This is a genomic window from Sphingomonas colocasiae, from assembly GCF_019880585.1.
GTDB classification, from domain to species: Bacteria; Pseudomonadota; Alphaproteobacteria; order Sphingomonadales; family Sphingomonadaceae; genus Sphingobium_A; species Sphingobium_A colocasiae.
Map to the genome: position 1 here is coordinate 80,471 of NZ_JAINVV010000004.1, position 21,843 is coordinate 102,313.

A 21,843-nucleotide genomic window follows, 5' to 3' on the forward strand; every position below is an offset into this window, starting at 1 on the left:
AAGGCGCCGGATTGCGCCAGGCCGGAATGTGCGAACGGCCCCGTCTCCGGGGCCGTTCGGATTATTTGCGAAGGCCGAGCTTCGCGATGATTTCACTGTAGCGCCCGCTATCCTTCTTCTTCAGATAGTCGAGAAGGCTGCGGCGCTTGTTGACCAGCATCAGCAGGCCGCGGCGCGAGTGGTTGTCCTTGGCGTGCGTCTTGAAATGCTCGGTCAGGTTGGTGATGCGCTCGGTAAGGATCGCGACCTGGACCTCTGGGCTGCCGGTGTCGCCGGCTTCACGGCCATGTTCCTTGATCAGCGCGTCCTTGCGCTCAGCGGTAATCGTCATGTCATTTCTTCCTTCGACATCGCATCACAGGTTGAAGCCGCGCACCACCCGGAGTTCATGTCCGGAAAGCTCGACCAGCGCGACCGGCGTTTCCGCTTGGGTGGCGAGGTGGAGGCCCTGCTGGGCGGCAATCCCGATCAAGACCTGCCCCTGGCGGAGCAGCCTTGCCTGATCGGGGGTGACGGATAGAGCCGGGATGTCGTCCAGCCCCGCCGTCAGCGGCAAGGTTATGTCTTCAAGTCGGCGGGCCTTAGCGGCTTCGGCCAGATTGTCCAGCGAAATCGCGTGATCGAGCGTGAACGGGCCGGCCTTTGTGCGGCGCAGCATGATGACATGGCCGACGGTGCCGAGCGCCAGCGCGATGTCCCGCGCCAGGCTGCGGATATAGGTACCCTTCGAGACATGGGCGGAAAGGGTGACGGCGGCGACCGGCCCGTCCGCCGGTGTTTCGCCGGCCAGCGCGAGACTGTGGATGGTCACGTGCCGCGCGGCCAGCACGACCTCTTCGCCGGCGCGGGCCAGATCGTAAGCGCGCTTGCCGTCGACCTTGAGCGCCGAATAGGCGGGGGGCATCTGCTCGATCGCGCCGGTGAAAGCGGGCAGGATCGCCTCGACCGCCGCGCGCGTCGGCAGCACGTCGCTTTCGGCGATGATCCTGCCTTCGGCATCGAGCGTGTCGGTCTGCGCGCCGAAGCGAATCGTGAAATCATAGATTTTCGACGCGTCGAGCATGCGGCCTGCCAGCTTGGTCGCCTCGCCGATCGCCACCGGCAGGACGCCCGATGCGAGCGGATCGAGCGTGCCGCCATGGCCCACCTTCATCTTGGGATAGCCGCCCTCGCGCAACGCGCGCTTGACCGCCGATACGCCTTGCGTCGACCCCAGTTCCAGGGGTTTGTCGAGAATGATCCAGCCGTGCATCGGCCGCGATTAGCTGGCAGGCGGGGAAAAGTCAGCTACTGCGCTTCGCCTTTCTGGGCGGAGCCTCCGAACGGGTCAGGCTGTCGATCTGGCAACGCCAGCCCTGGGCGTAGAGCGCGCCGGTACGGTCCAGCGTGCCGCCCGGCGGCGTCTCGAAACCGATCGTGTTGGCGGAACGGAGCCGTGCACACCGGCCCATCGTACGCGCATAATACCATTCGCCGGTGATGCTGCGGATATAGAGGCCGCGATCGTCAAGCGCCCGGTAATCCTGGATGCCGTCGCGATTCGCGAAGGGGATTTCGGCTTCCTGGCCGATCGGCGTCGGCGTCCGTTCGGCCAGGGCGGGAACGGCGGCGAGCATCAGCGGCGCGATCAGCAGGGCTTTCATCTCAGCTTTCCTTCCTCTTCTTGCGATCCGCCTTTCTGGGCGGCGGGTTTGACGTGGCGAAGGTCTCGATCTGGCAGGTGCGGCCCTCGACGACGATCTGGCCGAATTTGTCGAGCGCGCTCGTCCCCTTGGTGACGAAGCCGATGCCGATCGCATAGGGCAGGCCAGGGCAGGGGCCGAACAGCGTGGCGCGATACCAGTTGCGGCCCTGGTCCTGGATCCACAGCGCGCTGTCGCCGTCGGCCTGGAAGTCGCGGATGCCGCGATGATCGGCGAAGGGGATCTGGGTTTCCATGCCGATCGGGCGCGGTTTCGGCGGCGCGGCCACCGCGCCGCCGGCCATCGAGGCTGCGGCAAGAGCCGCCAGCGCGCGTTGCAATGTCTTCATCGGCCTTTCCTGCCTTTCCGACGCTGAACGCATGCTGAGCGGAAGCGTTCAGCCGTCTTTGCGCCATTCATCGGCAAGGACGGAGAAGAGGGCGGTATCCCGCACATGCCCGGTCCAGGTGATGCGTTCCTGGCGCAGCACGCCTTCCTTCACGCCACCGATCTTCGCGACCGCCGCCATCGACCGCGTGTTGCGCACATCGACGCGGAATTCGACGCGCCGGAAGCCGCAGGCGAAGGCGTGATCGAGCATCAGCCGCTTGAAACGGTCGTTGATGCCGGTGCCGCGCGCTCCGGGGACGATATAGGAATTGCCGATCTCGACCACGCCGCGCGGTGGCTCGATCGCCAGATAGGCGCTCATCCCCACCAGCACGCCGCCATGCATGATCGCGAAGCCCAGCTTGGCGCCGCCGGCCGCCAATATCTCGAAATTGGCGTCGAAGTGATCGGGATCATAGGACAGGCCGTAAATCGGCCAGATCGCCAGATCCTCCGCGCAGGCCGCGCGGAGCGCCACGCGGTGGCGTTCGGCCAGCGGTTCGAGCACCAGATCGCCATCGGCGAGCACGGTCGACAGGGCGGCGGCATCGGCGGTCATCGGGTCTTCTCCATGAAATGGCGGCGGCACAGCGCGACGTAGCGGTCGTTTCCGCCGATCTCGGTCTGCGCGCCCTCGCGCACCGCATGGCCGGTCGCGTCGACGCGCAGGTTCATCGTCGCCTTGCGGCCACATTCGCAGACCGCCTTCAGCTCGACCAGCGTGTCGGCGATCGCCAGCAGATGCGCGGCGCCTTCGAACAGATTGGCCTTGAAATCGGTACGCAGGCCGTAGGCGAGCACCGGGATATTCATCTCGTCGCACACCCCGGCAAGCTGGAACACCTGGTCGCGCGTCAGGAACTGCGCTTCGTCGACGAGCACGCAGGAGAGCGTCCGCCGGTCATGCTCGGCTTCGACGGCGGCGCGCAGATCGGTCGCGCGATCGAACAGTTCCGCCTGCGCCGCCAGGCCGATGCGCGAGGTGATCATGCCGCGCGCATAGCGATCGTCGACCGAGGCGGTGAACAGCATCGTCTCCATGCCGCGCTCGCGATAATTGAAGCTCGCCTGCAGCAAGGTCGTCGATTTGCCCGCGTTCATCGACGCGTAGTAGAAATAGAGCTTGGCCATCGGATCAGCCGATCGGCGGCGCGATCTGGATCAGCCAGCGGACGAGCAGATCGGCCAGCGCCACACGGTGATCGGAAAAGCTGTGATCGGTCGGCCAGACCTGGATCTGGGTGCGGCGCGCGACCGACTGGGCGTCTCCACCCACCCGCCGCGCCGTGGCGGCACCGCCGCGTTCCGCGCCGACGATCGTCAGTGGGCGATCCCCATAGGCGATCAGCCTTTGCGCGAGATCGAAGCGTTCGCGATTGTCCGTCATCTCCTTCGCCAGCGCATCGGCGCTGGTACCGGACAGCGGGGGCAGGTTGCCCGCCGCGCCGCGATTCCACCCCGCCAGCCCCTGGGGCGAGGCGATCGCCGCCGCGGTTTCCGCGATGTCCCAGGGATCGATCAGGAACAGGCCCTGCACCGCGGCATCGTCGGCGGCGGCGTCGGCGGCTATGAAGCCGCCCATGCTATGCCCGGCGACCGCGATCAGCGTGGGGTCGATCCGGTATTTGGCAACCGCTTCGGCCGAGCGGAGAAAGGCGAGCGCGACATGCGCGTCCTCGGCTGAGCGGGCGAAGGAGAAATGACCGGGGCTGCCCCAGGATCCGCGATAGTGCAGGGTCAGCACGTTCCAGCCGGCGCGACGCGCGGCCTGCGCCAGATCCAGATTCTGCTCATTGCCCGGAAAGCCGTGCAGCAGCAGCAGCGTGGGGTGGGGCGCCTTGCCCGATGCGGTGTACATCACCGCGTTCATCGCGCCGTCGCCCGACGGGATCACGCAGGCCGACATGCCGGCGGGCGCCGTGGCGTCCGCCGCCGGATCGGCGATCACGGCGCGATGGATCTCGTCCTTCGCCAGCGCCGGAACCGCCGGCATCAGCGCCGCAAGCGCGAAGATCAGCCACCGCATATTCGAAACTCCCCAAAGCCCGGCGTCGACACGTCGCATCCGCCGGAAACCGGATCGTCATTGCGAGGCGCGCAGCGACGAAGCAATCCGGCGGCGGATGCATCCCTGGATCGCTTCGCTACGCTCGCGATGACGGACGTCAAGGGGATAGGTTGGAGATCATACCGGAATGCGCTGAGTTCGACTTATCGCATTCCGGTCAAGCCCGCGCGGCGTTTGAGCGTTCCAGGGGGCGGATGCGTCAGGATCCCTGCATCCTGCTATCAGAGCGCCGGCGAGCGGATCGAAGCCGGTTGCCGCCCGATCCGCTCAGTCGTCGGCGTCCAGGTCGCGCGCCACTTTCGGATCGCGCAGCAGCCGGTCGATATGCGTGCCCTCGTCGAAGCTTTCGTCCGCCAGGAACTTCAGCTTCGCGGCATATTTCATCTTCACGCGGCGGGCGACCTCGCGCTGGAAATAAGCGGTGTTGGTGCGCAGCGCCTTGAGCACGGCTTCCTCGTCGCGGCCGAGCAGCGGTTTCACGAACACCGTCGCGTGGCGCAGGTCGGGGGACATGCGCACCTCGGTCACCGAAACCGGGTGGCTGGCGAGCACATCGTCATGCACCTCGCCGCGCGTCAGGATCTCGCTCAGCACATGGCGCACCTGTTCGCCCACGCGCAGGACGCGGACGGAGCGGGTTTCGGGCGTTTCGTTTCGCATCTTCAATTCACCAATCGGCCGCCGCCCGGATCACCTCCGGGGCGGCGGCCCATATTCGCACGTTCGCGTCACAGCGTCCGATCGCGCATCTCGACTTCGAAGGTTTCGAGATAATCGCCCGCACGGATGTCGGTGAAGTTCTGCGTGAATGTCACGCCGCACTCCAGGCCGGCGCGAACTTCGGCCACGTCATCCTTGAAGCGCCGCAGCGACGCGATTTCGCCATTGTAGATGATGACGTCGTCGCGCGTGATGCGGGCCTTGAGCGCCTTGCGGATCGCGCCTTCGGTGACGAGCAGACCGGCCGCCTTGCCGTGCTTGCCCGCCGAGAAGACTTCGCGGATCTCGGCGCGGCCGACCACGGTTTCGATCGCTTCCGGACCGAGTTCGCCCGCCATTTCCGAACGGATGTCGTCGGTCAGGTGATAGATCACGTCGAAATATTTGAAGCGGACCTTGTCACGCGTGCCGATTTCACGCGCCTTGGCGTTGGGGCGGACGTTGAAACCGATGATCGGTGCGTTCGACGCCCGGGCGAGAGTCACGTCGGACTCGGTGATGGCGCCGACACCCGAATGGAGCACGCGCACCTTGATCTCGTCGGTCGAGATCTTGTGGAGCGCGGCCACGATCGCTTCGGTCGAGCCCTGCACGTCGGCCTTCACGACCACCGGATATTCCAGTGCCTTGTTGGCCTGAAGCGCCGAGAACATCGTGTCGAGCGAGGCCGGCGCGGTCGCGGTCCGTTTCTGCGTGGCGAGCTGCTCGCGATAGGCGGCGACTTCGCGCGCCCGCGCTTCGTTCTCGACCACCGAAAGCGGATCGCCGGCGCCCGGCGTACCCGACAGGCCGAGAACCTCGACGGGGGTCGAGGGACCGGCTTCCTTGATCTGCTGGCCCTTGTCGTTGACCATCGCGCGCACCTTGCCGCTCTGCTGGCCGACGACGAAGACGTCGCCGACGCGCAGCGTGCCGCGGCCGACCAGAACGGTGGCGACCGGACCACGGCCCTTGTCGAGCTTGGCCTCGATCACCGTGCCTTCGGCGGCGCGATCGGGATTGGCCTTCAGTTCGAGCAGTTCGGCCTGGAGCAGGATCTTGTCGATCAGTTCGTCAAGGTTGAGCTTCTTGAGCGCCGAAACCTCGACGTCCTGGACGTCGCCGCCCATGTCTTCGACCACGATCTCATGCTCAAGCAGGCGCTCGCGCACGCGCTGGGGATTGGCGTTTTCCTTGTCGATCTTGTTGATCGCCACGATCATCGGCACGCCGGCCGCCTTGGTGTGATTGATCGCCTCGATCGTCTGCGGCATCAGCCCGTCATCGGCCGCGACCACGAGCACGACGATGTCGGTCACGTTGGCGCCGCGCGCGCGCATGTCGGTAAAGGCTTCGTGGCCCGGCGTGTCGAGGAACGTGATCTTGTCGCCCGACTTCACCTGCACCTGATAGGCGCCGATATGCTGGGTGATGCCGCCGGCTTCGCCGGTCACGACATCGGTGCCGCGCAATGCGTCGAGCAGCGAGGTCTTGCCGTGATCGACATGGCCCATGATCGTCACGACCGGAGGACGCGGCTTCAGCGTCTCCAGGGCATCGATATCGGCGGCGGTATCGATCTCGACGTCGGAATCCGACACGCGCTTGATGTTATGGCCGAACTCGGTGACGAGCAGCTCGGCGGTGTCCTGATCGATCGTCTGGTTGACGGTGACCATCATGCCCATCTTGAACAGCGCCTTCACCAGGTCGGCGCCCTTTTCGGCCATGCGGTTCGCCAGTTCCTGAACGGTGATGCCTTCCGGCACGACGACGTCGCGGATCTGCTTGGCCTGCGGCTGGCCGCCGCCCGTATAATGGGCGCGCCGTTCCTTCTCGCGGGCGCGCTTCAGCGCCGCGAGGCTGCGCGCGCGCGCGCCTTCGCTGTCGTCCAGCGCCTTGGTGACGGTGAGCTTGCCCGATTGCCGGCGATCGTCGCCGCCGCGCGGACGCGCGGGGCGCGCCGGCGGCTCGGGGCGCTTGGGGCTGGGCACCGGCGTGAACTTGCGCGGCGCGGGGCGATTGTCCTCGGGCTTGGCGGCCGGTGCTGCGGCGGCGGGCGCCGGAGCCGCCGTCGCCGCGGCGGGCACGGCTGCGGCAGGCACGGGGGCGGGGGCTGCAACGGGTTCGGGTTCAGGCGCGGGCGGCGGCGCGTTCGCCGCTTCCTCCTCGGCCTTGCGATTCTGCTCGGCGCGACGCTTTTCTTCCTCGGCGGCAGCCTGCTTCTGCTGCTCCTCGCGGCGACGCGCGTCCTCGAGCGCGGTCATCCGCGCCTCCTCGGCTTCACGCAGCAGCTTGGCCTGCAGTTCCTGGCGCGAGAGCAGGCTGTCCTGCTGGCGCGGCGCTGCCGGCGGCGGGGGCGGGCTGGCCACCGGGCGTGCAGGGGCGGGCGCGGCGGGCGCGGGCGCCGCGGGTGCGACGTCCTGTTCGACGGGCGCGGCATCGGCCTCGCCGGGCTTGCCCAGGATGCGGCGGCGCTTGACCTCCACGACCACGGTGTTCTGGCGGCCATGGCTGAAGCTCTGCTTCACCTTGCCCGTCTCGACCGTGCGCTTCAGCCCCAGCGGCGGGCGCATGCCCAGTTTCGGCTTGTCGTTGTCCGTATCACTCATCGACTGATCTCAAACCCTTCATTCTTGTCCGCCGTCATGCGCCCGTGGCGCATGAACCCTGCACCGCATTTGCGCAAGGCTCCGCTTCCGATTCACTTCCGATAAAATCCCGCCAGCGGACGATGGCGTTCTTCACGCGCTCGGCTGCTGCCCGATCGGTCACCGCGACATGGACCGCGTTCTCGCGGCCCAGCGCCATCGACAATATAGTGCGTCCCACCGGCAAAGTCATGCCCCTGAGGTCGCTTCCTTCCGCATCGCTGCCCACGCGCCATGCCTGGTCGAGCTTGCGCGTGCCGTCCGCGCTCGCATCGGCGGCGTGGAGCAGCAGGCGAACCTGGCCCTTGCGCGCGGCATCCTGGATCTTTTCCGATCCGATCAGCACCGCGCCCGATCGCGATTCGAGGCCGAGCCGGTCGAGCGCGTCACGCTGCAGCGCGTCCGCGATGCGCGCGCCCAGATCGGCGGGCGCCGAAACCGTGCCGGACTTGAAGGCCCGCGCCAGCGCGCCCTTGAGCTTGCCCTTGGCATTGGCGGTGTCGAGCGTCGCCCGGTCCACGCCGATCCATGCGCCACGGCCCGGCGCGCGGGCGCGAATGTCGGGCGCGACGACATCGTCCGGGCCCAGTGCGAGCCGGATCAGTCCCTCGCGAGCCTCGCGCTCGCCCGACAAGATGCATTTGCGATCGTTCATCGGCGCCCTCCCCGGTGGAAGGGCGCGTCCGAAAGCCGCGATGCCGTTCGATTACGCCTTAGCGTCTCATTGGGAGGTATCCGCAACCGCGTCCTCCCCTTCATCCTCGAACCAGTGCGCGCGCGCGGCCATGATGATCTCGTTGCCCTGTTCCTCGCTCAGCCCATATTCGGCGAGCACGCCGCCCTTGTCCTCCGGGCGGCTGCTGTCGTTGCGGCGGCGCGGATCGTTGCGCTTCTTCTGGATCAGCTCGTCGGTGGCGAGATCGGCGAGATCGTCGAGCGTCTTGATGCCGGCCTTGCCGAGCGTGACGAGCATCGCCTCGGTCAGATAGGGCATGCCGGCCAGCGCATCCTCCACGCCGAGCGAGCGGCGCAGTTCGCGATTGGCTTCCTCGCGGCGGTCCAGCGCTTCCTGGGCGCGGCTCTGCAGTTCGGCGGCCAGCTCCTCGTCGAAGCCCTCGATCATCGAAAGCTCGTCGGTCTCGACATAGGCGACTTCCTCGAGCTCGCCAAAGCCTTCGGCGACCAGGAGCTGGGCCAGCGTCTCGTCGACGTCGAGCTCGTTCTGGAACATCTCCGAACGCTCGATGAACTCGCGCTGGCGCTTCTCGCTCGCGTCGGCCTCGGTCATGATGTCGATCGCCTTGGCCGTGAGCTGGCTGGCGAGGCGGACATTCTGGCCGCGACGGCCGATGGCGAGGCTCAACTGATCGTCGGGCACCACCACTTCGATGCGGTCTTCCTCCTCGTCGAGGATCACGCGGCTGACGCTGGCGGGCTGGAGCGCGTTCACCACGAAGGTCGCGGTGTCCTCGGACCAGGGGATGATGTCGATCTTCTCGCCCTGCATCTCCTGCACCACCGCCTGGACGCGGCTGCCCTTCATGCCGACGCAGGCGCCGACGGGATCGATGCTCGAATCATGGCTGATCACGCCGATCTTGGCGCGGCTGCCCGGGTCGCGCGCGGCCGCCTTGATCTCGATGATGCCGTCGTAGATCTCGGGTACTTCCTGCGCGAACAGCTTCTTCATGAAATCGGGATGGGCGCGCGACAGGAAGATCTGCGGCCCGCGATTCTCGCGGACGACGCGCAGGATCAGCGAGCGGACGCGATCGCCGACGCGGACCACTTCGCGGGGGATCTGCTGGTCGCGGCGGATGACGCCCTCGGCGCGGCCCAGGTCGACGACGACATGGCCGAACTCGACGCGCTTGACGACGCCGGTGATGATCTCGCCCGAACGGTCCTTGAATTCCTCGTACTGGCGCTCGCGCTCGGCGTCGCGCACCTTCTGGAAGATCACCTGCTTGGCGGCCTGCGCGGCGATGCGGCCGAATTCGATCGGCGGCAGCGGATCGACGATGAAGTCGCCGACGACCGCGTCCTTCTGAAGCTTCTGCGCTTCCTTCAGGTTCACCTGCTTGAAATAGTCGTCGACCGCCTCGACCACCTCGACGACGCGCCACAGGCGCAGGTCGCCGCTATTGGGGTCCAGCTTGGCGCGGATGTCGTTCTCGGCGCCATAGCGCGCGCGCGCCGCACGCTGGATCGCATCCTCCATCGCCTCGATGACGATCGTCTTGTCGATCATCTTCTCGCTGGCGACCGCATTGGCGATCGCGATCAGCTCGGCCTTGTTGGCGGAAATGGCTGTAGCCATGGCTTAGTCCTGTCCTTCCACTTGAATGCTGTCCGCGCCTTCGGCTGAAAGCGGCGCTGTCGCGGCGATCAGCCGGTCGGTCATGACCAGCTTCGCGCTTGCGATGTTGGCGAAGGGCGCGCGCATCTCGCCCGCCTTGTTTACATCGACGACGACGATATCGCCATCGATTCCGATCAGGTTGCCGGTCAGCTGCTTGCGGCCGTCCTGCGGCTCGGCAAGGTTGATTCGCGCCTCATGCCCGGCCCAGTCGGAGAAATCCTGGAGGCGGGTGAGCGGCCGGTCGATCCCCGGCGAGCTGACTTCCAGGCGATAGGCCTCGTCGATCGGATCGCGGCCCTCGGCTTCCAGCGCATCGAACCGGTCGGAGATTCGGCGCGACAGCGCGGCGCAATCGTCGATGGTGAGCTGGCGGGTGTCGGGCCGTTCGGCCATAACCTGCAAGGTCCGGTCACCCACGCCGCCGAACAGCTTGACGCGCACCAGCGCGAAGCCGAGCGCTTGCGCCTCGGGCTCGATCAGGCTGGTCAGTGCGTCGATATCGGTCATCGGATCTCCGGACATGAATATGCGGCTTCGCCGCCGGAACCTTGCGGTTACCGGCCTCGCCATTGTTACCGATGTCGAGAAAGCAGATGCGATATAGTGCGGCTTCGCATCCGGGGCAAGCGGTGATGCGCGATCAGGCCGGGTTGTGCTTCGCCAGGAACGCTTCAAGCCGGTCGAGCCAGTCCTGCATATTGGCGGGATCGCTGAAACCGTGTCCCTCGGTCTCGTAGGTCCTGAACTCGACGTCCTTGCCCGCGCGCTTCAGCGCATCGGCATAAAGGCTCGACTGTTTGTAGGGCACGGTGCGGTCCTCCTTGCCGTGCGCGAGCAGCACGGGGATGCGCAGCCTGTCGACCTGCTGAAGCGGCGAGATGGTCGCGAGATCGAAGCCGGGCCCGCCGCGCACCGTGTCGCGCCAATCCTTCCGGTACCGTTTCGATATGGCATAGGTCAGGCTGTATTTGAGCTGGCGGTTGAAATCGCTGACGCCGGCGAAGCTGGCGGCGCAGCGATAGCGTTCGGGATTGCGCGTCGCGCCCCAGAGCGCGGCATAGCCGCCATAGGATGCGCCGACGATGCACACGCGCTTGGGATCGATCAGCCCCTGCTTCGCCAGCCAGTCCATGCCGTCGTCCAGATCGTCCTGCATCGCGCGGCCGATCTGTCCCTCGCCCTTTTCGTAGAATTGCTTGCCATAGCCGCCCGAGCCCCGGAAATTGGGCTGGAACACCACATAGCCGCGATTGGCGAGGAACTGCACCTCGGCATCGAAGGCCAGCTTGTCGCGCACGTCATATGGGCCGCCATGCGGCAGGATGATCAGCGGCAGATTCTTTTCCGGCCGGCCGCGCGGCAAGGTGAGGTAGGCGGTGATCGCCAGCCCGTCGCGTGCCTGATATTCGACGGCGCGGGTGGGGGAGAGCTGGTCCGCGCGCAGATCCTTGTTCACATAGGCGACGCGCCGCAGCACCCCGTCGTCGATATTGTAGAAATAATAATAGCCGGGATCGCTGGCCGATCCGATCCAGTACAGCATCTTCTTGCCGTCGGTGCTGCGGTTGACCAACCGGCTTTGCCGCCCCTTTAGCGCCGAGTCGATCTGCGACTGATGCGCCTTCATCGCGGGATCGAACCAGACGACGCGATCCTGATCGTCGACATAGCGGATCGCCTCCACGCCGGTCCCGTCGTCGTTGAGGTCGACATCGGAGAGATCATATCTGGGATCGCCGAACACCAGTTCGCCGCGCGTCCGCGTCGCGTAATTATATTTGTAGAGCGCGAAGCGGCCGGTTTCCTTGTTGGACAGGACGAAGCCCTCGTCCGATTCGCGGTTGAAGCGGAGCAGGTCGAAGCTCGCCTCGTCATCGTCATAGCGAGCCTTGCCGACGGTGCGGAATTTCTCGTCCGCGCTCTTGCGGTAGACCAGCGACCAGACCCGCTCGCGAAAGGCCATGCCGGCGCGCACCGTGCCGCCCGAATCGGCGAACCATTCCCAGACCGGCGCCATCGGCTTGACGATCTCCTGCATCGCGCCGGTGGCAAGCTCGACCCGATAGACCGACGGCCAGTCGTAGATCGTCTTCTGGATCTGCATCAGCAGATAGACGCCCGCAGGATCGACATAGAGGACGTCGTCGCCCTCCAGCCCCTGGTTCTTGCGGCCGATGAAGCTCATCTTCTTCGTCGCCAGATCATAGGCGAGCAGGCGTGTCAGCCGGGCCTCGTCGTCGAAATAGGGGACGGTGGAGGCGATGCTGACCAGGATGCGGCCGGGGCCGGCCCAGCGATACCAGGCGATCTCCCCCTTTTCGGGGCCGGCGAAGGAGTCATAGGTGCCGTCCGCCAGCGTGAAGATGGCGATGCCGTCGCGTCCGCCGCTGGTGGTGCTGGCCAGCAGCTTCAGCCCGTCGGGCGAAAGCTTCGGCCCACGCAGCGTCGGCTGTGTCGCGAAGATGGCGCTCGGAATCCTGGTGGGCGGGCCGGCGGGGCGGGCGGATTCGCTCGCGGCCGGCGCGGCGGCCGGAATCGGCGCCGTCTGCGCGAATGCGGCGGCGGACGCGCACGCCGCGCCGAACGTCAGCATCGAAAAACCCCGTTTCAAGCCCGCTCCCCCGAACGCCCCATCGGGCCGGGTTATGGAAATACGGCTTCGGCTACAAGGTGATCGGTCCATTTCGGACCCGATAAAGCCCGATAAAGAAAGCCCCGCCCGGACAGTGTCCGGACGGGGCGAAGTCGATCGATGCGTGTTCGGTTACATCGCGCCGTGCGCCAGCGCCGCCAGCAGCAGCAGCGCGACGATGTTGGTGATCTTGATCATCGGGTTCACCGCCGGACCGGCGGTGTCCTTGTAGGGATCGCCAACCGTGTCGCCGGTCACCGCGGCCTTGTGGGCTTCGCTGCCCTTGCCGCCGTGATGACCGTCCTCGATATATTTCTTGGCATTGTCCCACGCGCCGCCGCCCGAGGTCATCGAGAGCGCGACGAACAGGCCGGAGACGATCACGCCCAGCAGCAGCGCGCCCAATGCCGCGAAGCCGTTGGCCTGACCCGCCACCGCCGTGATCACGAAATAGACCAGGATCGGCGCCAGCACCGGCAGCAGCGAAGGGATGATCATCTCCTTGATCGCCGCCTTGGTGACCAGATCCACCGTGCGGGCGTAATCGGGGCGGCTGGTGCCGTCCATGATGCCCTTGTTGCTGGCGAACTGTTCACGCACGTCCTTCACCACGTCGCCCGCCGCACGGCCGACGGCGGTCATGCCCATCGCGCCGAACAGATAGGGCAGCAGCGCGCCCAGCAGGAGCCCGACGATCACATAGGGATTTTCGAGGCTGAAATTGACCTGCAGATCGGGGAAGAATTCCCGAAGGTCGGTGGTGTAGGCGCTGAACAGCACCAGCGCGGCGAGGCCCGCCGAACCGATGGCATAGCCCTTGGTGACGGCTTTGGTGGTGTTGCCCACCGCGTCGAGCGCGTCGGTCTTTTCACGGACGCTGTCGTCCAGCCCCGCCATTTCGGCGATGCCGCCGGCATTGTCGGTGACGGGACCATAGGCGTCGAGCGCGACCACCATGCCGGCGAGCGCGAGCATCGAGGTGGCGGCGAAGGCGATGCCGATCAGCCCGGCGAGCTGATAGGCGATGACGATGCCGACGACGATCACCAGCGTCGGCAGCGCCGTCGCCTCGAGGCTGACGGCGAGTCCCTGGATCACATTGGTGCCATGGCCCGTTTCTGATGCCTTGGCGATCGAGCGGACCGGGCGATAGCCGGTGCCGGTGTAATATTCGGTGATCCACACGATCAGCCCGGTGACGGCGAGGCCCACCATCATCGACCAGAAGAGGTCCATGCCGGTGAAGGCGCCGATGCCGCTCAGATCGCCGCCGATCGGCGTGTTGAGATCGCCGAGCGTCCACTGCGTGACCCCGAAGATCGCGGGGATCGAGAGGATCGCGGTGGCGAGGAAGCCCTTGTAGAGCGCGCCCATGATCGAGTTGCTCGAACCCAGGCGGACGAAATAGGTGCCGATGATCGAGGTGAGCGCGCAGACGCCGCCCACGGCGAGCGGCAGGCTCATCAGCGCCAGCAGCGTGCTGTCGTCGATGCCCGACACGAGCAATGCGGTCAGCACCATGGTGGCGCCGACTGTGACGACATAGGTTTCGAACAGGTCGGCCGCCATGCCCGCGCAGTCGCCGACATTGTCGCCGACATTGTCGGCGATCACGGCCGGGTTGCGCGGATCGTCCTCGGGAATGCCCGCCTCGACCTTGCCGACCAGATCGGCGCCGACATCGGCGGCCTTGGTGAAGATGCCGCCGCCGAGGCGCGCGAAGATCGAGATGAGCGAGGCGCCGAAGGCAAGCGCGACGAGCGCGTCGACCACCTGGCGCTCACCGGCCGCCAGCCCCGCCGGGCCGGTCAGGTACCAGAAGAACACCGCGATCGCGAGCAGCGCCAGGCCCGCCACCAGCATGCCGGTGATGGCGCCCGCGCGGAACGCGACGGTCAGTCCGTTCTGCAGGCCCTGGCGTGCCGCCTCGGCCGTGCGGACGTTCGCGCGCACCGAGATGTTCATGCCGATGAAGCCGGTCACGCCCGACAATATGGCTCCGAGAAGGAAGCCGATCGCGGATGTGAGGCCGAGAAAGACGAAGACCAGCACCGCGACGACGACGCCGACGATGGCGATGGTGCGATATTGCCGGCCGAGATAAGCCTTTGCGCCTTCCTGGATGGCGCCTGCGATTTCCTGCATCTTTTCGTTGCCGGCGGATGCTGCGAGCACCTGCCGGCTTGTAATGAAGCCATAGAGCACGGCGATCAGGCCGCACGCTATGGAAAGCTGGACGACGGTCATCAGGTTTCCTTCCCCTGTTCCGGGCATATTGAAGCACGCGAACACTCGCCCCCTGTTGTGGTTTTTCGGGGCTGTGCAGGGGTATAGGGGGCGGTTTCTCGCTTTTGCAAGCCAGCGCGGGCGCGGCGCGGATTATCCGTGGAGATAGCCGAGCCGGGCGGGCGGCGCGACGGCCTCTCCATGATGGCGGATCGAGAGCCCGTCGCCCGCCGTGACGGCGCCGATGCGCGTCGCCGGAACGGGAAGCGCGGCGGCGGCGGGCGCCGCGAACAGCAGTTGATAATCGTCGCCGGCGGTGGCGGCGCTCAGGCGCGCCTCGCGTCCGTCGCCGTTGAGCGCGCGATAGCCGTCAGACAGCGGCACAGCCTCCAGTTCGATCGCGATGGCGACGCCGCTCGCTTCCGCCATGCGGGCCGCATCGAGCAGCAGCCCGTCGGATACGTCCATCATCGCATGGACGACGGGCGCGAGCGCGCGGCCATCGGCGAGGCGGGGAGTGGGGCGGCGATAGGCGGCGAGCAATACGGGATCGGCGGCGATCAGACCCTGGGCCATGGCGAGGCCCGCGCCCGCGTCGCCGATCGTGCCGGTCACGTACAGCGCGTCGCCCGGCCGCGCGCCGGTGCGCGAGGGCGCCGGGCCTTCGGTGCGCCCGATCGCGGTCAGCCCCAGCGTGCGCGGCGCGCCCGCCGGCAGCGAGACGGTGTCGCCGCCCAGCAACGGCACGTCATAGGCGGCGAGCACCGCGTCCAGCCCGGCGAGGAAGTCGGTTTCCCATCGGCTGTCGGCGGCGAGCGCATAGCCCAGCAACACCCCGGCGGGCGCCGCGCCCTTGGCCGCCAGATCGGAGAGATTGACCGCGACCAGCTTCCACGCGACGTCGCCCGCCGGATCGTCCGGCAGGAAATGCACGCCCTCCGCGATCATGTCGTGCGTCAGCACCAGCCCGTCGAGGACCGCCGCGTCGTCGAGAAGGCCGCGCGCCGCCGGATGACGCGCCAGGCCGCGAAGGGCCGCGATGAAGGCGGCCTCGCGACTCAGCCGCGCACCGCCTTCGCCACCGCGTCGAGCAGGCCGTTGACGAAGCCGGCCTCGCGCTTGTCGTAAAAGGCGTGCGCGACGTCGAGATATTCGCTGATCACGCTGCCGGTGGGCACGTCCGCGCGGGCGAGCAGCTCATAGGTGCCCGCGCGCAGGATCTGGCGCATCGGCTTGTCGAGGCGTTCGAGCGACCAGCCGCTGGCGAGCTTGCCGGCGACGATCGCGTCGATCTCCGCGCGGCGGGCATCGACGCCCGCGACGACATCGTCGAAGAAATCGATCTCGGCATCGGCATATTCGACCTCCTCGATCGTCGCGCCCAGCCGGTGCTGATGGAATTCATGGAGCAGCACGCGCAGCGGCGTGCCTTCCATCTCCATCTGGTAAAGCGCCTGCACGGCGGCGAGGCGGGCGGCGGAGCGGGACTGGGCGCGGTTGGCGGGTTTGGTCATCGATCGATCTTATCTCAAAATAGGCGCGGTCAGGAGAGGCGGAGCGCGACCGACCTGGCGTGCGCCGGCAGTCCTTCCGCATCGGCGAGCGCGACGGCGGCGGGGCCGATCCGCTGGAGGGCGGCGGGATCGCAGGCGAGGAAGCTGGTCCGCTTCATGAAGTCGAGCACCGAAAGCCCCGACGAGAAGCGCGCGCGCCGCCCGGTCGGCAGCACATGGTTCGGCCCGGCGACATAATCGCCCACCGCCTCGGGCGTGTGGCGGCCGAGAAAGACCGAGCCGGCATGGCGCACGCGCGCGAACAGCGGCTCGGGATCGGCGACGGCGAGTTCGAGATGTTCGGGCGCCAGCCGGTCGACAAGCGGCAGCGCGGCGTCCAGCGACGGCACCAGCACGATCGCGCCATTGGCCAGCCAGCTTTCGGTCGCGGTCGCGCCGGTGGCCAGCGAGGCGAGCTGGCGCGTGACGGCGGCGGCGACGGCATCGGCGAACGGTGCGTCGTCGGTGAACAGGATGGACTGGCTGGTCGGGTCGTGCTCGGCCTGGCTCAGCAGATCGGCGGCGATCCACTCGGGATCATTGTCGCGATCGGCGACGACGACGATCTCCGACGGGCCCGCGACCATGTCGATGCCGACGACGCCGTAAAGCTGGCGCTTGGCCTCCGCCACCCAGGCATTGCCGGGGCCGGTGACGACGTCGACCGCGCCGATCCGGGCGGTGCCATAGGCGAGGGCGGCGACCGCGTGCGCCCCGCCGACGCGCCATACCTCATCGACGCCCGCGATCTCGGCGGCGGCGAGGACGAGCGGATTGGTCTCGCCACGCGGCGTGGGCGTCACCATGGTCAGCCGGTCGACCCCCGCGACGCGCGCGGGAATCGCGTTCATCAGCACCGAGGACGGATAGGCGGCGCGCCCGCCGGGAACATAGACGCCGGCGGCGTCGACGCCGCGCCAGCGCGCGCCGAGCCGGACCCCCGCCGCGTCGACATTGTCGCTGTCGGCGGGCTTCTGTTTGAGGTGATAGGCGCGGATGCGATCGGCCGCGAGCTCCAGCGCGGTGCGCAGCTCGGCGGACAGGCCGTCGAGCGCGGCGCGGCGCTCGGCGCGCGGGACTTCCCAGCCGGTCGTGTCGAGATCATGGCCATCGAACTTGAGCGTCAGCGCGTGGAGCGCGGCGTCTCCCTCCGCCCGGACGCGCGCGAGGATCGCCGCCACGTCGCGCGAGACATCGGCGTCGCTTTCCCGGCGCGCATCGACCAGCGCGGCGAAATCGCGCGCGAAATCGGGCGCCGAGGCGTCCAGGCGCAGCGGTCCGGCGTCAGGCCGCATCGCGATTTCCGGCGATTTCGCGGAACCGGTCGACCAGCGGCACGATCTCGCCCGCGCGCATCTTGAACGCGGCGCGGTTGACGATCAGCCGCGCGGAGACCTGCGCGATCACCTCGACCTCGACCAGGCCGTTCTCCTTGAGCGTGCGGCCGGAGGAGACGAGATCGACGATCCGGCTCGACAGGCCGAGCAGCGGTGCCAGCTCCATCGCGCCGTTCAGCTTGACGCATTCGGCCTGCACGCCGCGCGCCTCGAAATGCTTCCGCGTCAGATTGGGATATTTGGTGGCGACGCGTACATGGCTCCAGCCTCGCGGATCGTCCTTCGCAGCGAGATCGACGGGTTCGGCGATCGACAGGCGGCAATGGCCGATGCCGAGATCGACGGGCGCGTAGAGCTCCGAATAATCGAATTCCTGCAACACGTCCGATCCGACGATGCCGAGCTGCGCCGCGCCATGCGCGACGAAGGTCGCGACGTCGAACGCGCGAACGCGGATCAGCGAGATTCCCGGATGGTTGGTCGAGAAGCTGAGCGCGCGGCTGCCCTCGTCCGAAAACGCGGGTTCGGGCACGATGCCGGCGCGCGCGAGCAGCGGCAATGCCTCTTCCAGGATGCGCCCCTTGGGCACGGCGATGATGATCGGCTGGGCCATGATGCGCGGCGCTTTACTTGGGCGGGCACAATAGGGCAACTGAGCCCGTGGCCAGCCAATCCGACTCCACGGTGCTCGACACGTTCCGCGCGCAGGCGGCCGCGTGCCGCGAGATGGGCGCGCCGCGCACCGCCGCGATCATCGATGCCGCCGCCGACCTTGCCGATCCCGCGACATCGACCGGCGGACGCATCCTCGGCCTCACCGGTGATTCGTCGCGTTTCGGCGGGGCCACGGGGCTGCGGCTCGCCGGCGGCCTGCACGCGCTGGCGCGCAGCGGCGCGGTGCCCGAACTCAGCGCCTATTACGCGGCGGCCAGCGACGACGCGCATGCCGCCGTCGCCGCCGCGCTCGGCGCGCGCGACGCATGGCTCGAAACCTGGCTCGATCTGCCGCCCCAGACCAACGAGACCGCGCGCTCGGCGGCGGTGATGGCGGGATTGCTGGTCGCGGCCGACCGGTTCGGCCTGCCCTTCGAACTGCTCGAACTGGGGGCGAGCGCGGGGCTCAACCTCAATCTTGCCCGCTACCGCTTCGATCTGGGCGGCGTCGCGGCGGGCGATCCCGGCGCGCCGCTGGGTTTCTCACCCGAATGGCGCGGCCCGCCGCCGCCGGCCGTGCCCGCGCGCATCCTGGGCTCGCGCGGGGTGGACAGGGCGCCGATCGACGTCGCCGATCCGGCCAATCACGAGCGGCTGATCGCCTATATGTGGATCGACCAGCCCGAGCGGATCGCGCGGGCGGAGGCGGCGCTGGCGATCGCGGCGGCGCATCCCCCGCGACTCGACCAGGGCGATGCCGCGGACTGGGCGGAGGCGCGGCTCGCCGAACCGCGCGCGCCGGGCGTCGCGCGCATCCTCTATCACACCGTTGCGTGGCAATATTTCGACGAGGCGGGGCAGGCGCGCATACGCGCCGCGCTCGATGCCGCGGGGGCGGTCGCGACCGACGACACGCCGCTCGGCTGGCTCGGGCTGGAGATCAACGAGGATCGCAGCGCCTATGAGCTGCGGCTGACCCTGTGGCCGGGCGGCGAGACGCTGCACCTGGCCGATTCGCACCCGCATTGCGCATGGATTCAGTGGCACGGGATCGAACGGCATGGCCGACGCTGAAACCAATCTTCAGGCGTTCGAGCTGCAGGCGCGATATTGCGATGCCAATGACGCGCCGGTCACCGCGCGGCTGTGCCGGGGCATCGCCGCCGCGATCGATGCCGCGACGGAGACGGGGCGGCGGATCCTGGCATGGCCGGGCGCGCCGATTCCCGATGCGCTGCCGCTGCGGGTGGCGGGCGGCTTCCACGCGCTGTGGCGCGACGGCCGCGCGCCCGAACTCGACGACCTGTTCGTTGGACGCGAGACTGGTCGCGATCGGATCGCGGATGCTCTCCGCGTCACGCTGGCCGCCCATGATGGCGAGATCGCGACCTGGCTGGCCGGTCCGCCGCAGACCAACGAGCCGGGCCGTTCGGCGGGGCTGATGGCCGGGCTGCTCATGCTGGCGCGGCGGTTCGGGCCGCGCTTCGAGCTGCTGGAGATCGGATCGAGCGCCGGTCTCAACCTGTTGATCGACCGCTATCGCTTCGATCTGGGCGGGGTCATGGTGGGGCCGCCGGCCTCGCCGGTGCTGATCCGCCCCGAATGGCGCGGCCCGCCGCCGCCCGCCGCGACGGTCGAGATCGAAAGCGTGCGCGGCGTCGATATCCAGCCGATCGATCCGACCTCGGCGGAGGCGGAGCGGCGGCTGCTCGCCTATATCTGGGCCGATCACGCGATCCGTTTCCCGCGCGTCGCTGCGGCGATCGAGATGATCCGCGAAAAGCCGGTGATGCTCGATCATGGCGACGCGGCGGACTGGGTGGAGGCCCGCCTCGCCGAACCGCAACAGGCCGGCGTCACCCGTGTCCTGATGCACTCGATCGTCTGGCAATATATCCCCGCCGCCGGCCAGGCGCGGATCGAGGCGGCGATGCGCGCCGCGGGCGCGCGGGCGAGCGCGGAACGGCCGCTCGGCTGGGTCCATCTGGAAGCCGACCGGACGATGAACCGCCACGACCTGACGGTGCGGCACTGGCCCGGCACGGGCGAACCGGTGCTCCACGGCCATGCCCATGCGCACGGCTTCTGGGTGGAATGGCTGCAATAAATTCCTCCCTGGAGGGGAGGGGGACCAGCCGCAGGCTGGTGGAGGGGTAGGCACGATGCTGGGTAGTCCGAAAGGAACTGTCAAACGCGCACGCTCGTTGCGGCGAACGATGAGTCTGCCTGAAGTTCTGCTCTGGCGTGCGCTTCGCGGCAGGCCGTATGGGCTAAAATTTCGGCGTCAGCATCCCGCCGGGGATTATGTGATCGACTTCTTCTGCCTTGAAGCGGGATTGGGAATCGAGGTGGATGGGGTCTCGCACGATATGGGCGATCGGCCTGAGCGCGACATGGCGCGCGATGCTTGGCTGCTGGAACAAGGGGCGGAGGTGCTGCGGATCCCGGCGCGGGATGTGCTCGACGATCTCGATGCCGTGGTTCGGCATATCGTGGCGGCTGTCCGGCGGCGGCGCTGAACCCCTCCACCACCCCGGCGCTGCCGGGGCGGTCCCCCTCCCCTTCAGGGAGGATTTGCGCATGAAATCATTCCTCCCTGAAGGGGAGGGGGACCAGCCGAAGGCTGGTGGAGGGGTTGGCGCGATCCTGGTTAAGCCAGAAACGCCCGGATCGCCTTCGTCACCGCTTCGGGATTCTCCCACGGCACGAAATGGCCGGCATCGACCTTCACGATCTTCAGGTCGGGCACCAGCGCGTCGAGCCCGTCGAGCTGGCAGGGGAGCAGCGCGGTGTCGCCCAGGCCCCAGATGACGAGCACGGGCATGCGGAGCGGCGGGAAGGGTTGGGAGAGGAAGGCGGGCGGTTCGGCATCCTCGCCGGTTTCCGGCACGACGATCGACGAGGCGCGGTACCAGTTGAGCATCGCGGTCATCGCGCCGGGCTGGCTCCATTGGTCGAGATAGACCGCTCTTTCGTCGCCGACCTTCGCGGTGTCGACATGCTTGGCGAAGGTGCCGTCGAAGAACGCCTCCAGCCCGATCGCCTCCAGATGCTTCTCAAGGTTCGGATTGCGGAAGGCGCGGATATACTGGCTGGCGGCGCGCTGGCCCGCGTCCTTGATCAGCGATTTCTGGAAGATATAGGGGTGCGGCGCGTTGATGATGATCAGCCGTTCCACCCGGTCGGGCCGGGTGAGCGCCGCCATCCAGGCGATCGCGCCGCCCCAGTCGTGGCCGACCAGCGTGAAGCGGCCGATGCCGAGCGCGTCGGCGAGGGCGATCAGGTCGCCCACCGTCTTGTCGGGCGCATAATCGGCGACCTCCGGCGGCTTGGACGAACGCGCGAAGCCGCGCTGGTCGGGCGCCACGACGAAATGATCCTCCGCCAGATCGGGAAGCTGGTGCCGCCAGGTGCGGTGCGATTCGGGAAAGCCGTGGAGGAAGATGATCGGCGGGCTGGCCGGATCGCCCCCCAGCGCCACGTCGAGCTCGACGCCCGTGGGCAACGCGAAACGTTCGTGCCTGATCTCCGCCATGCGATCCTCCCTTTGCGCGCGCAGCTTAAGCCGCTCCGGCGGCGGAGGCGAATC

The 21,843-nt window shown here is 67.7% G+C and carries 22 protein-coding genes; 3 read left to right on the plus strand and 19 right to left on the minus strand.

Annotated elements, in window-relative coordinates:
- Positions 1-61 precede the first annotated feature (61 nt).
- The 18 genes from rpsO to hisG all read right to left on the minus strand — a co-directional run bounded on the left by rpsO (position 62) and on the right by hisG (position 18,213).
- Positions 62-331: a 30S ribosomal protein S15 gene (gene rpsO, locus K7G82_RS06895; RefSeq protein WP_222989128.1), complete on the minus strand. Its 270-nt coding sequence runs from the start codon at positions 329-331 to the stop codon at positions 62-64.
- A 24-nt stretch (positions 332-355) separates the two neighbouring features.
- Positions 356-1,252: a tRNA pseudouridine(55) synthase TruB gene (truB, locus tag K7G82_RS06900; RefSeq protein ID WP_222989129.1), complete on the minus strand. Its 897-nt coding sequence runs from the start codon at positions 1,250-1,252 to the stop codon at positions 356-358.
- 31 nt (positions 1,253-1,283) lie between these two features.
- Positions 1,284-1,643, minus strand: coding sequence for a DUF6491 family protein (locus K7G82_RS06905; protein WP_222989130.1), 360 nt, complete (start codon positions 1,641-1,643; stop codon positions 1,284-1,286).
- Between the two features lies 1 nt (position 1,644).
- Entirely contained in the window at positions 1,645-2,031 is a 387-nt protein-coding gene (locus K7G82_RS06910) for a DUF6491 family protein (RefSeq protein WP_222989131.1), read from the minus strand.
- A gap of 48 nt (positions 2,032-2,079) precedes the next feature.
- Positions 2,080-2,631, minus strand: a complete 552-nt coding sequence (locus tag K7G82_RS06915) for a GNAT family N-acetyltransferase (protein WP_222989132.1) — start codon at positions 2,629-2,631, stop codon at positions 2,080-2,082.
- Positions 2,628-3,203 (minus strand): thymidine kinase, encoded by a 576-nt coding sequence (locus K7G82_RS06920; protein ID WP_222989133.1) that lies wholly within the window; start codon positions 3,201-3,203, stop codon positions 2,628-2,630. Before K7G82_RS06920 ends, K7G82_RS06915 begins: the two co-directional genes overlap by 4 nt.
- A 4-nt stretch (positions 3,204-3,207) precedes the next feature.
- Complete coding sequence (locus K7G82_RS06925) at positions 3,208-4,098, minus strand: alpha/beta fold hydrolase (RefSeq protein ID WP_222989134.1); 891 nt, start codon at positions 4,096-4,098, stop codon at positions 3,208-3,210.
- A gap of 309 nt (positions 4,099-4,407) precedes the next feature.
- A complete protein-coding gene (gene rbfA / locus K7G82_RS06930; protein ID WP_222989135.1) occupies positions 4,408-4,800 on the minus strand; it encodes a 30S ribosome-binding factor RbfA in 393 nt (130 codons plus the stop codon).
- Positions 4,801-4,868: 68 nt separating this feature from the next.
- On the minus strand, positions 4,869-7,451 hold the full coding sequence (gene infB / locus K7G82_RS06935) for a translation initiation factor IF-2 (protein WP_222989136.1): 2,583 nt from the start codon (positions 7,449-7,451) through the stop codon (positions 4,869-4,871).
- Between the two features lie 34 nt (positions 7,452-7,485).
- Positions 7,486-8,145: a DUF448 domain-containing protein gene (locus K7G82_RS06940; RefSeq protein WP_222989137.1), complete on the minus strand. Its 660-nt coding sequence runs from the start codon at positions 8,143-8,145 to the stop codon at positions 7,486-7,488.
- A 66-nt stretch (positions 8,146-8,211) separates the two neighbouring features.
- Positions 8,212-9,810 (minus strand): transcription termination factor NusA, encoded by a 1,599-nt coding sequence (gene nusA / locus K7G82_RS06945; protein ID WP_222989138.1) that lies wholly within the window; start codon positions 9,808-9,810, stop codon positions 8,212-8,214.
- Between the two features lie 3 nt (positions 9,811-9,813).
- Entirely contained in the window at positions 9,814-10,359 is a 546-nt protein-coding gene (gene rimP, locus K7G82_RS06950; RefSeq protein WP_222989139.1) for a ribosome maturation protein RimP, read from the minus strand.
- A 133-nt stretch (positions 10,360-10,492) separates the two neighbouring features.
- A complete protein-coding gene (locus K7G82_RS06955; protein ID WP_222989140.1) occupies positions 10,493-12,463 on the minus strand; it encodes an alpha/beta hydrolase family protein in 1,971 nt (656 codons plus the stop codon).
- 153 nt (positions 12,464-12,616) lie between these two features.
- The gene (locus K7G82_RS06960; protein ID WP_222989141.1) at positions 12,617-14,731 is read right to left on the minus strand and encodes a sodium-translocating pyrophosphatase; all 2,115 of its coding nucleotides are present in this window, start codon (positions 14,729-14,731) and stop codon (positions 12,617-12,619) included.
- 132 nt (positions 14,732-14,863) lie between these two features.
- On the minus strand, positions 14,864-15,772 hold the full coding sequence (gene thiL, locus K7G82_RS06965; protein WP_222990202.1) for a thiamine-phosphate kinase: 909 nt from the start codon (positions 15,770-15,772) through the stop codon (positions 14,864-14,866).
- The gene (gene nusB, locus K7G82_RS06970; protein ID WP_222989142.1) at positions 15,769-16,224 is read right to left on the minus strand and encodes a transcription antitermination factor NusB; all 456 of its coding nucleotides are present in this window, start codon (positions 16,222-16,224) and stop codon (positions 15,769-15,771) included. The genes thiL and nusB overlap by 4 nt, the downstream gene beginning before the upstream one ends.
- 29 nt (positions 16,225-16,253) lie before the next feature.
- Positions 16,254-17,558, minus strand: coding sequence for a histidinol dehydrogenase (gene hisD / locus K7G82_RS06975; RefSeq protein WP_222989143.1), 1,305 nt, complete (start codon positions 17,556-17,558; stop codon positions 16,254-16,256).
- A complete protein-coding gene (hisG, locus tag K7G82_RS06980) occupies positions 17,548-18,213 on the minus strand; it encodes an ATP phosphoribosyltransferase (RefSeq protein ID WP_222989144.1) in 666 nt (221 codons plus the stop codon). The genes hisD and hisG overlap by 11 nt, the downstream gene beginning before the upstream one ends.
- A 47-nt stretch (positions 18,214-18,260) precedes the next feature.
- Here hisG and K7G82_RS06985 point away from each other — a divergent pair, with 47 nt between their 5' ends.
- Genes K7G82_RS06985 through K7G82_RS06995 form a run of 3 tightly spaced genes read left to right on the plus strand, consistent with a single transcriptional unit; the run spans position 18,261 to position 20,773 of the window.
- On the plus strand, positions 18,261-19,328 hold the full coding sequence (locus K7G82_RS06985; RefSeq protein ID WP_222989145.1) for a DUF2332 domain-containing protein: 1,068 nt from the start codon (positions 18,261-18,263) through the stop codon (positions 19,326-19,328).
- Entirely contained in the window at positions 19,315-20,361 is a 1,047-nt protein-coding gene (locus K7G82_RS06990) for a DUF2332 domain-containing protein (protein ID WP_222989146.1), read from the plus strand. The genes K7G82_RS06985 and K7G82_RS06990 overlap by 14 nt, the downstream gene beginning before the upstream one ends.
- Before the next feature lie 55 nt (positions 20,362-20,416).
- The gene (locus tag K7G82_RS06995; protein WP_222989147.1) at positions 20,417-20,773 is read left to right on the plus strand and encodes an endonuclease domain-containing protein; all 357 of its coding nucleotides are present in this window, start codon (positions 20,417-20,419) and stop codon (positions 20,771-20,773) included.
- A 131-nt stretch (positions 20,774-20,904) separates the two neighbouring features.
- On the opposite strand, the gene K7G82_RS07000 is transcribed toward K7G82_RS06995, so the two are convergent.
- Positions 20,905-21,789, minus strand: a complete 885-nt coding sequence (locus K7G82_RS07000; protein ID WP_222989148.1) for an alpha/beta fold hydrolase — start codon at positions 21,787-21,789, stop codon at positions 20,905-20,907.
- Positions 21,790-21,843 lie beyond the last annotated feature (54 nt).

What these genes read in the sequence shown, in the direction of transcription:
- truB (WP_222989129.1), bottom strand. Translation starts at nt 1,252, where the DNA reads ATGCACGGCTGGATCATTCTCGACAAACCCCTGGAACTGGGGTCGACG.
- infB (WP_222989136.1), bottom strand. Translation starts at nt 7,451, where the DNA reads ATGAGTGATACGGACAACGACAAGCCGAAACTGGGCATGCGCCCGCCG.
- nusA (WP_222989138.1), bottom strand. Translation starts at nt 9,810, where the DNA reads ATGGCTACAGCCATTTCCGCCAACAAGGCCGAGCTGATCGCGATCGCC.
- K7G82_RS06915 (WP_222989132.1), bottom strand. Translation starts at nt 2,631, where the DNA reads ATGACCGCCGATGCCGCCGCCCTGTCGACCGTGCTCGCCGATGGCGAT.
- hisD (WP_222989143.1), bottom strand. Translation starts at nt 17,558, where the DNA reads ATGCGGCCTGACGCCGGACCGCTGCGCCTGGACGCCTCGGCGCCCGAT.
- K7G82_RS06905 (WP_222989130.1), bottom strand. Translation starts at nt 1,643, where the DNA reads ATGAAAGCCCTGCTGATCGCGCCGCTGATGCTCGCCGCCGTTCCCGCC.
- rimP (WP_222989139.1), bottom strand. Translation starts at nt 10,359, where the DNA reads ATGACCGATATCGACGCACTGACCAGCCTGATCGAGCCCGAGGCGCAA.
- K7G82_RS06960 (WP_222989141.1), bottom strand. Translation starts at nt 14,731, where the DNA reads ATGACCGTCGTCCAGCTTTCCATAGCGTGCGGCCTGATCGCCGTGCTC.
- nusB (WP_222989142.1), bottom strand. Translation starts at nt 16,224, where the DNA reads ATGACCAAACCCGCCAACCGCGCCCAGTCCCGCTCCGCCGCCCGCCTC.
- rpsO (WP_222989128.1), bottom strand. Translation starts at nt 331, where the DNA reads ATGACGATTACCGCTGAGCGCAAGGACGCGCTGATCAAGGAACATGGC.
- K7G82_RS06990 (WP_222989146.1), top strand. Translation starts at nt 19,315, where the DNA reads ATGGCCGACGCTGAAACCAATCTTCAGGCGTTCGAGCTGCAGGCGCGA.
- K7G82_RS06925 (WP_222989134.1), bottom strand. Translation starts at nt 4,098, where the DNA reads ATGCGGTGGCTGATCTTCGCGCTTGCGGCGCTGATGCCGGCGGTTCCG.
- K7G82_RS06940 (WP_222989137.1), bottom strand. Translation starts at nt 8,145, where the DNA reads ATGAACGATCGCAAATGCATCTTGTCGGGCGAGCGCGAGGCTCGCGAG.
- hisG (WP_222989144.1), bottom strand. Translation starts at nt 18,213, where the DNA reads ATGGCCCAGCCGATCATCATCGCCGTGCCCAAGGGGCGCATCCTGGAA.
- K7G82_RS06910 (WP_222989131.1), bottom strand. Translation starts at nt 2,031, where the DNA reads ATGAAGACATTGCAACGCGCGCTGGCGGCTCTTGCCGCAGCCTCGATG.
- rbfA (WP_222989135.1), bottom strand. Translation starts at nt 4,800, where the DNA reads ATGCGAAACGAAACGCCCGAAACCCGCTCCGTCCGCGTCCTGCGCGTG.
- K7G82_RS07000 (WP_222989148.1), bottom strand. Translation starts at nt 21,789, where the DNA reads ATGGCGGAGATCAGGCACGAACGTTTCGCGTTGCCCACGGGCGTCGAG.
- K7G82_RS06920 (WP_222989133.1), bottom strand. Translation starts at nt 3,203, where the DNA reads ATGGCCAAGCTCTATTTCTACTACGCGTCGATGAACGCGGGCAAATCG.
- K7G82_RS06995 (WP_222989147.1), top strand. Translation starts at nt 20,417, where the DNA reads ATGCTGGGTAGTCCGAAAGGAACTGTCAAACGCGCACGCTCGTTGCGG.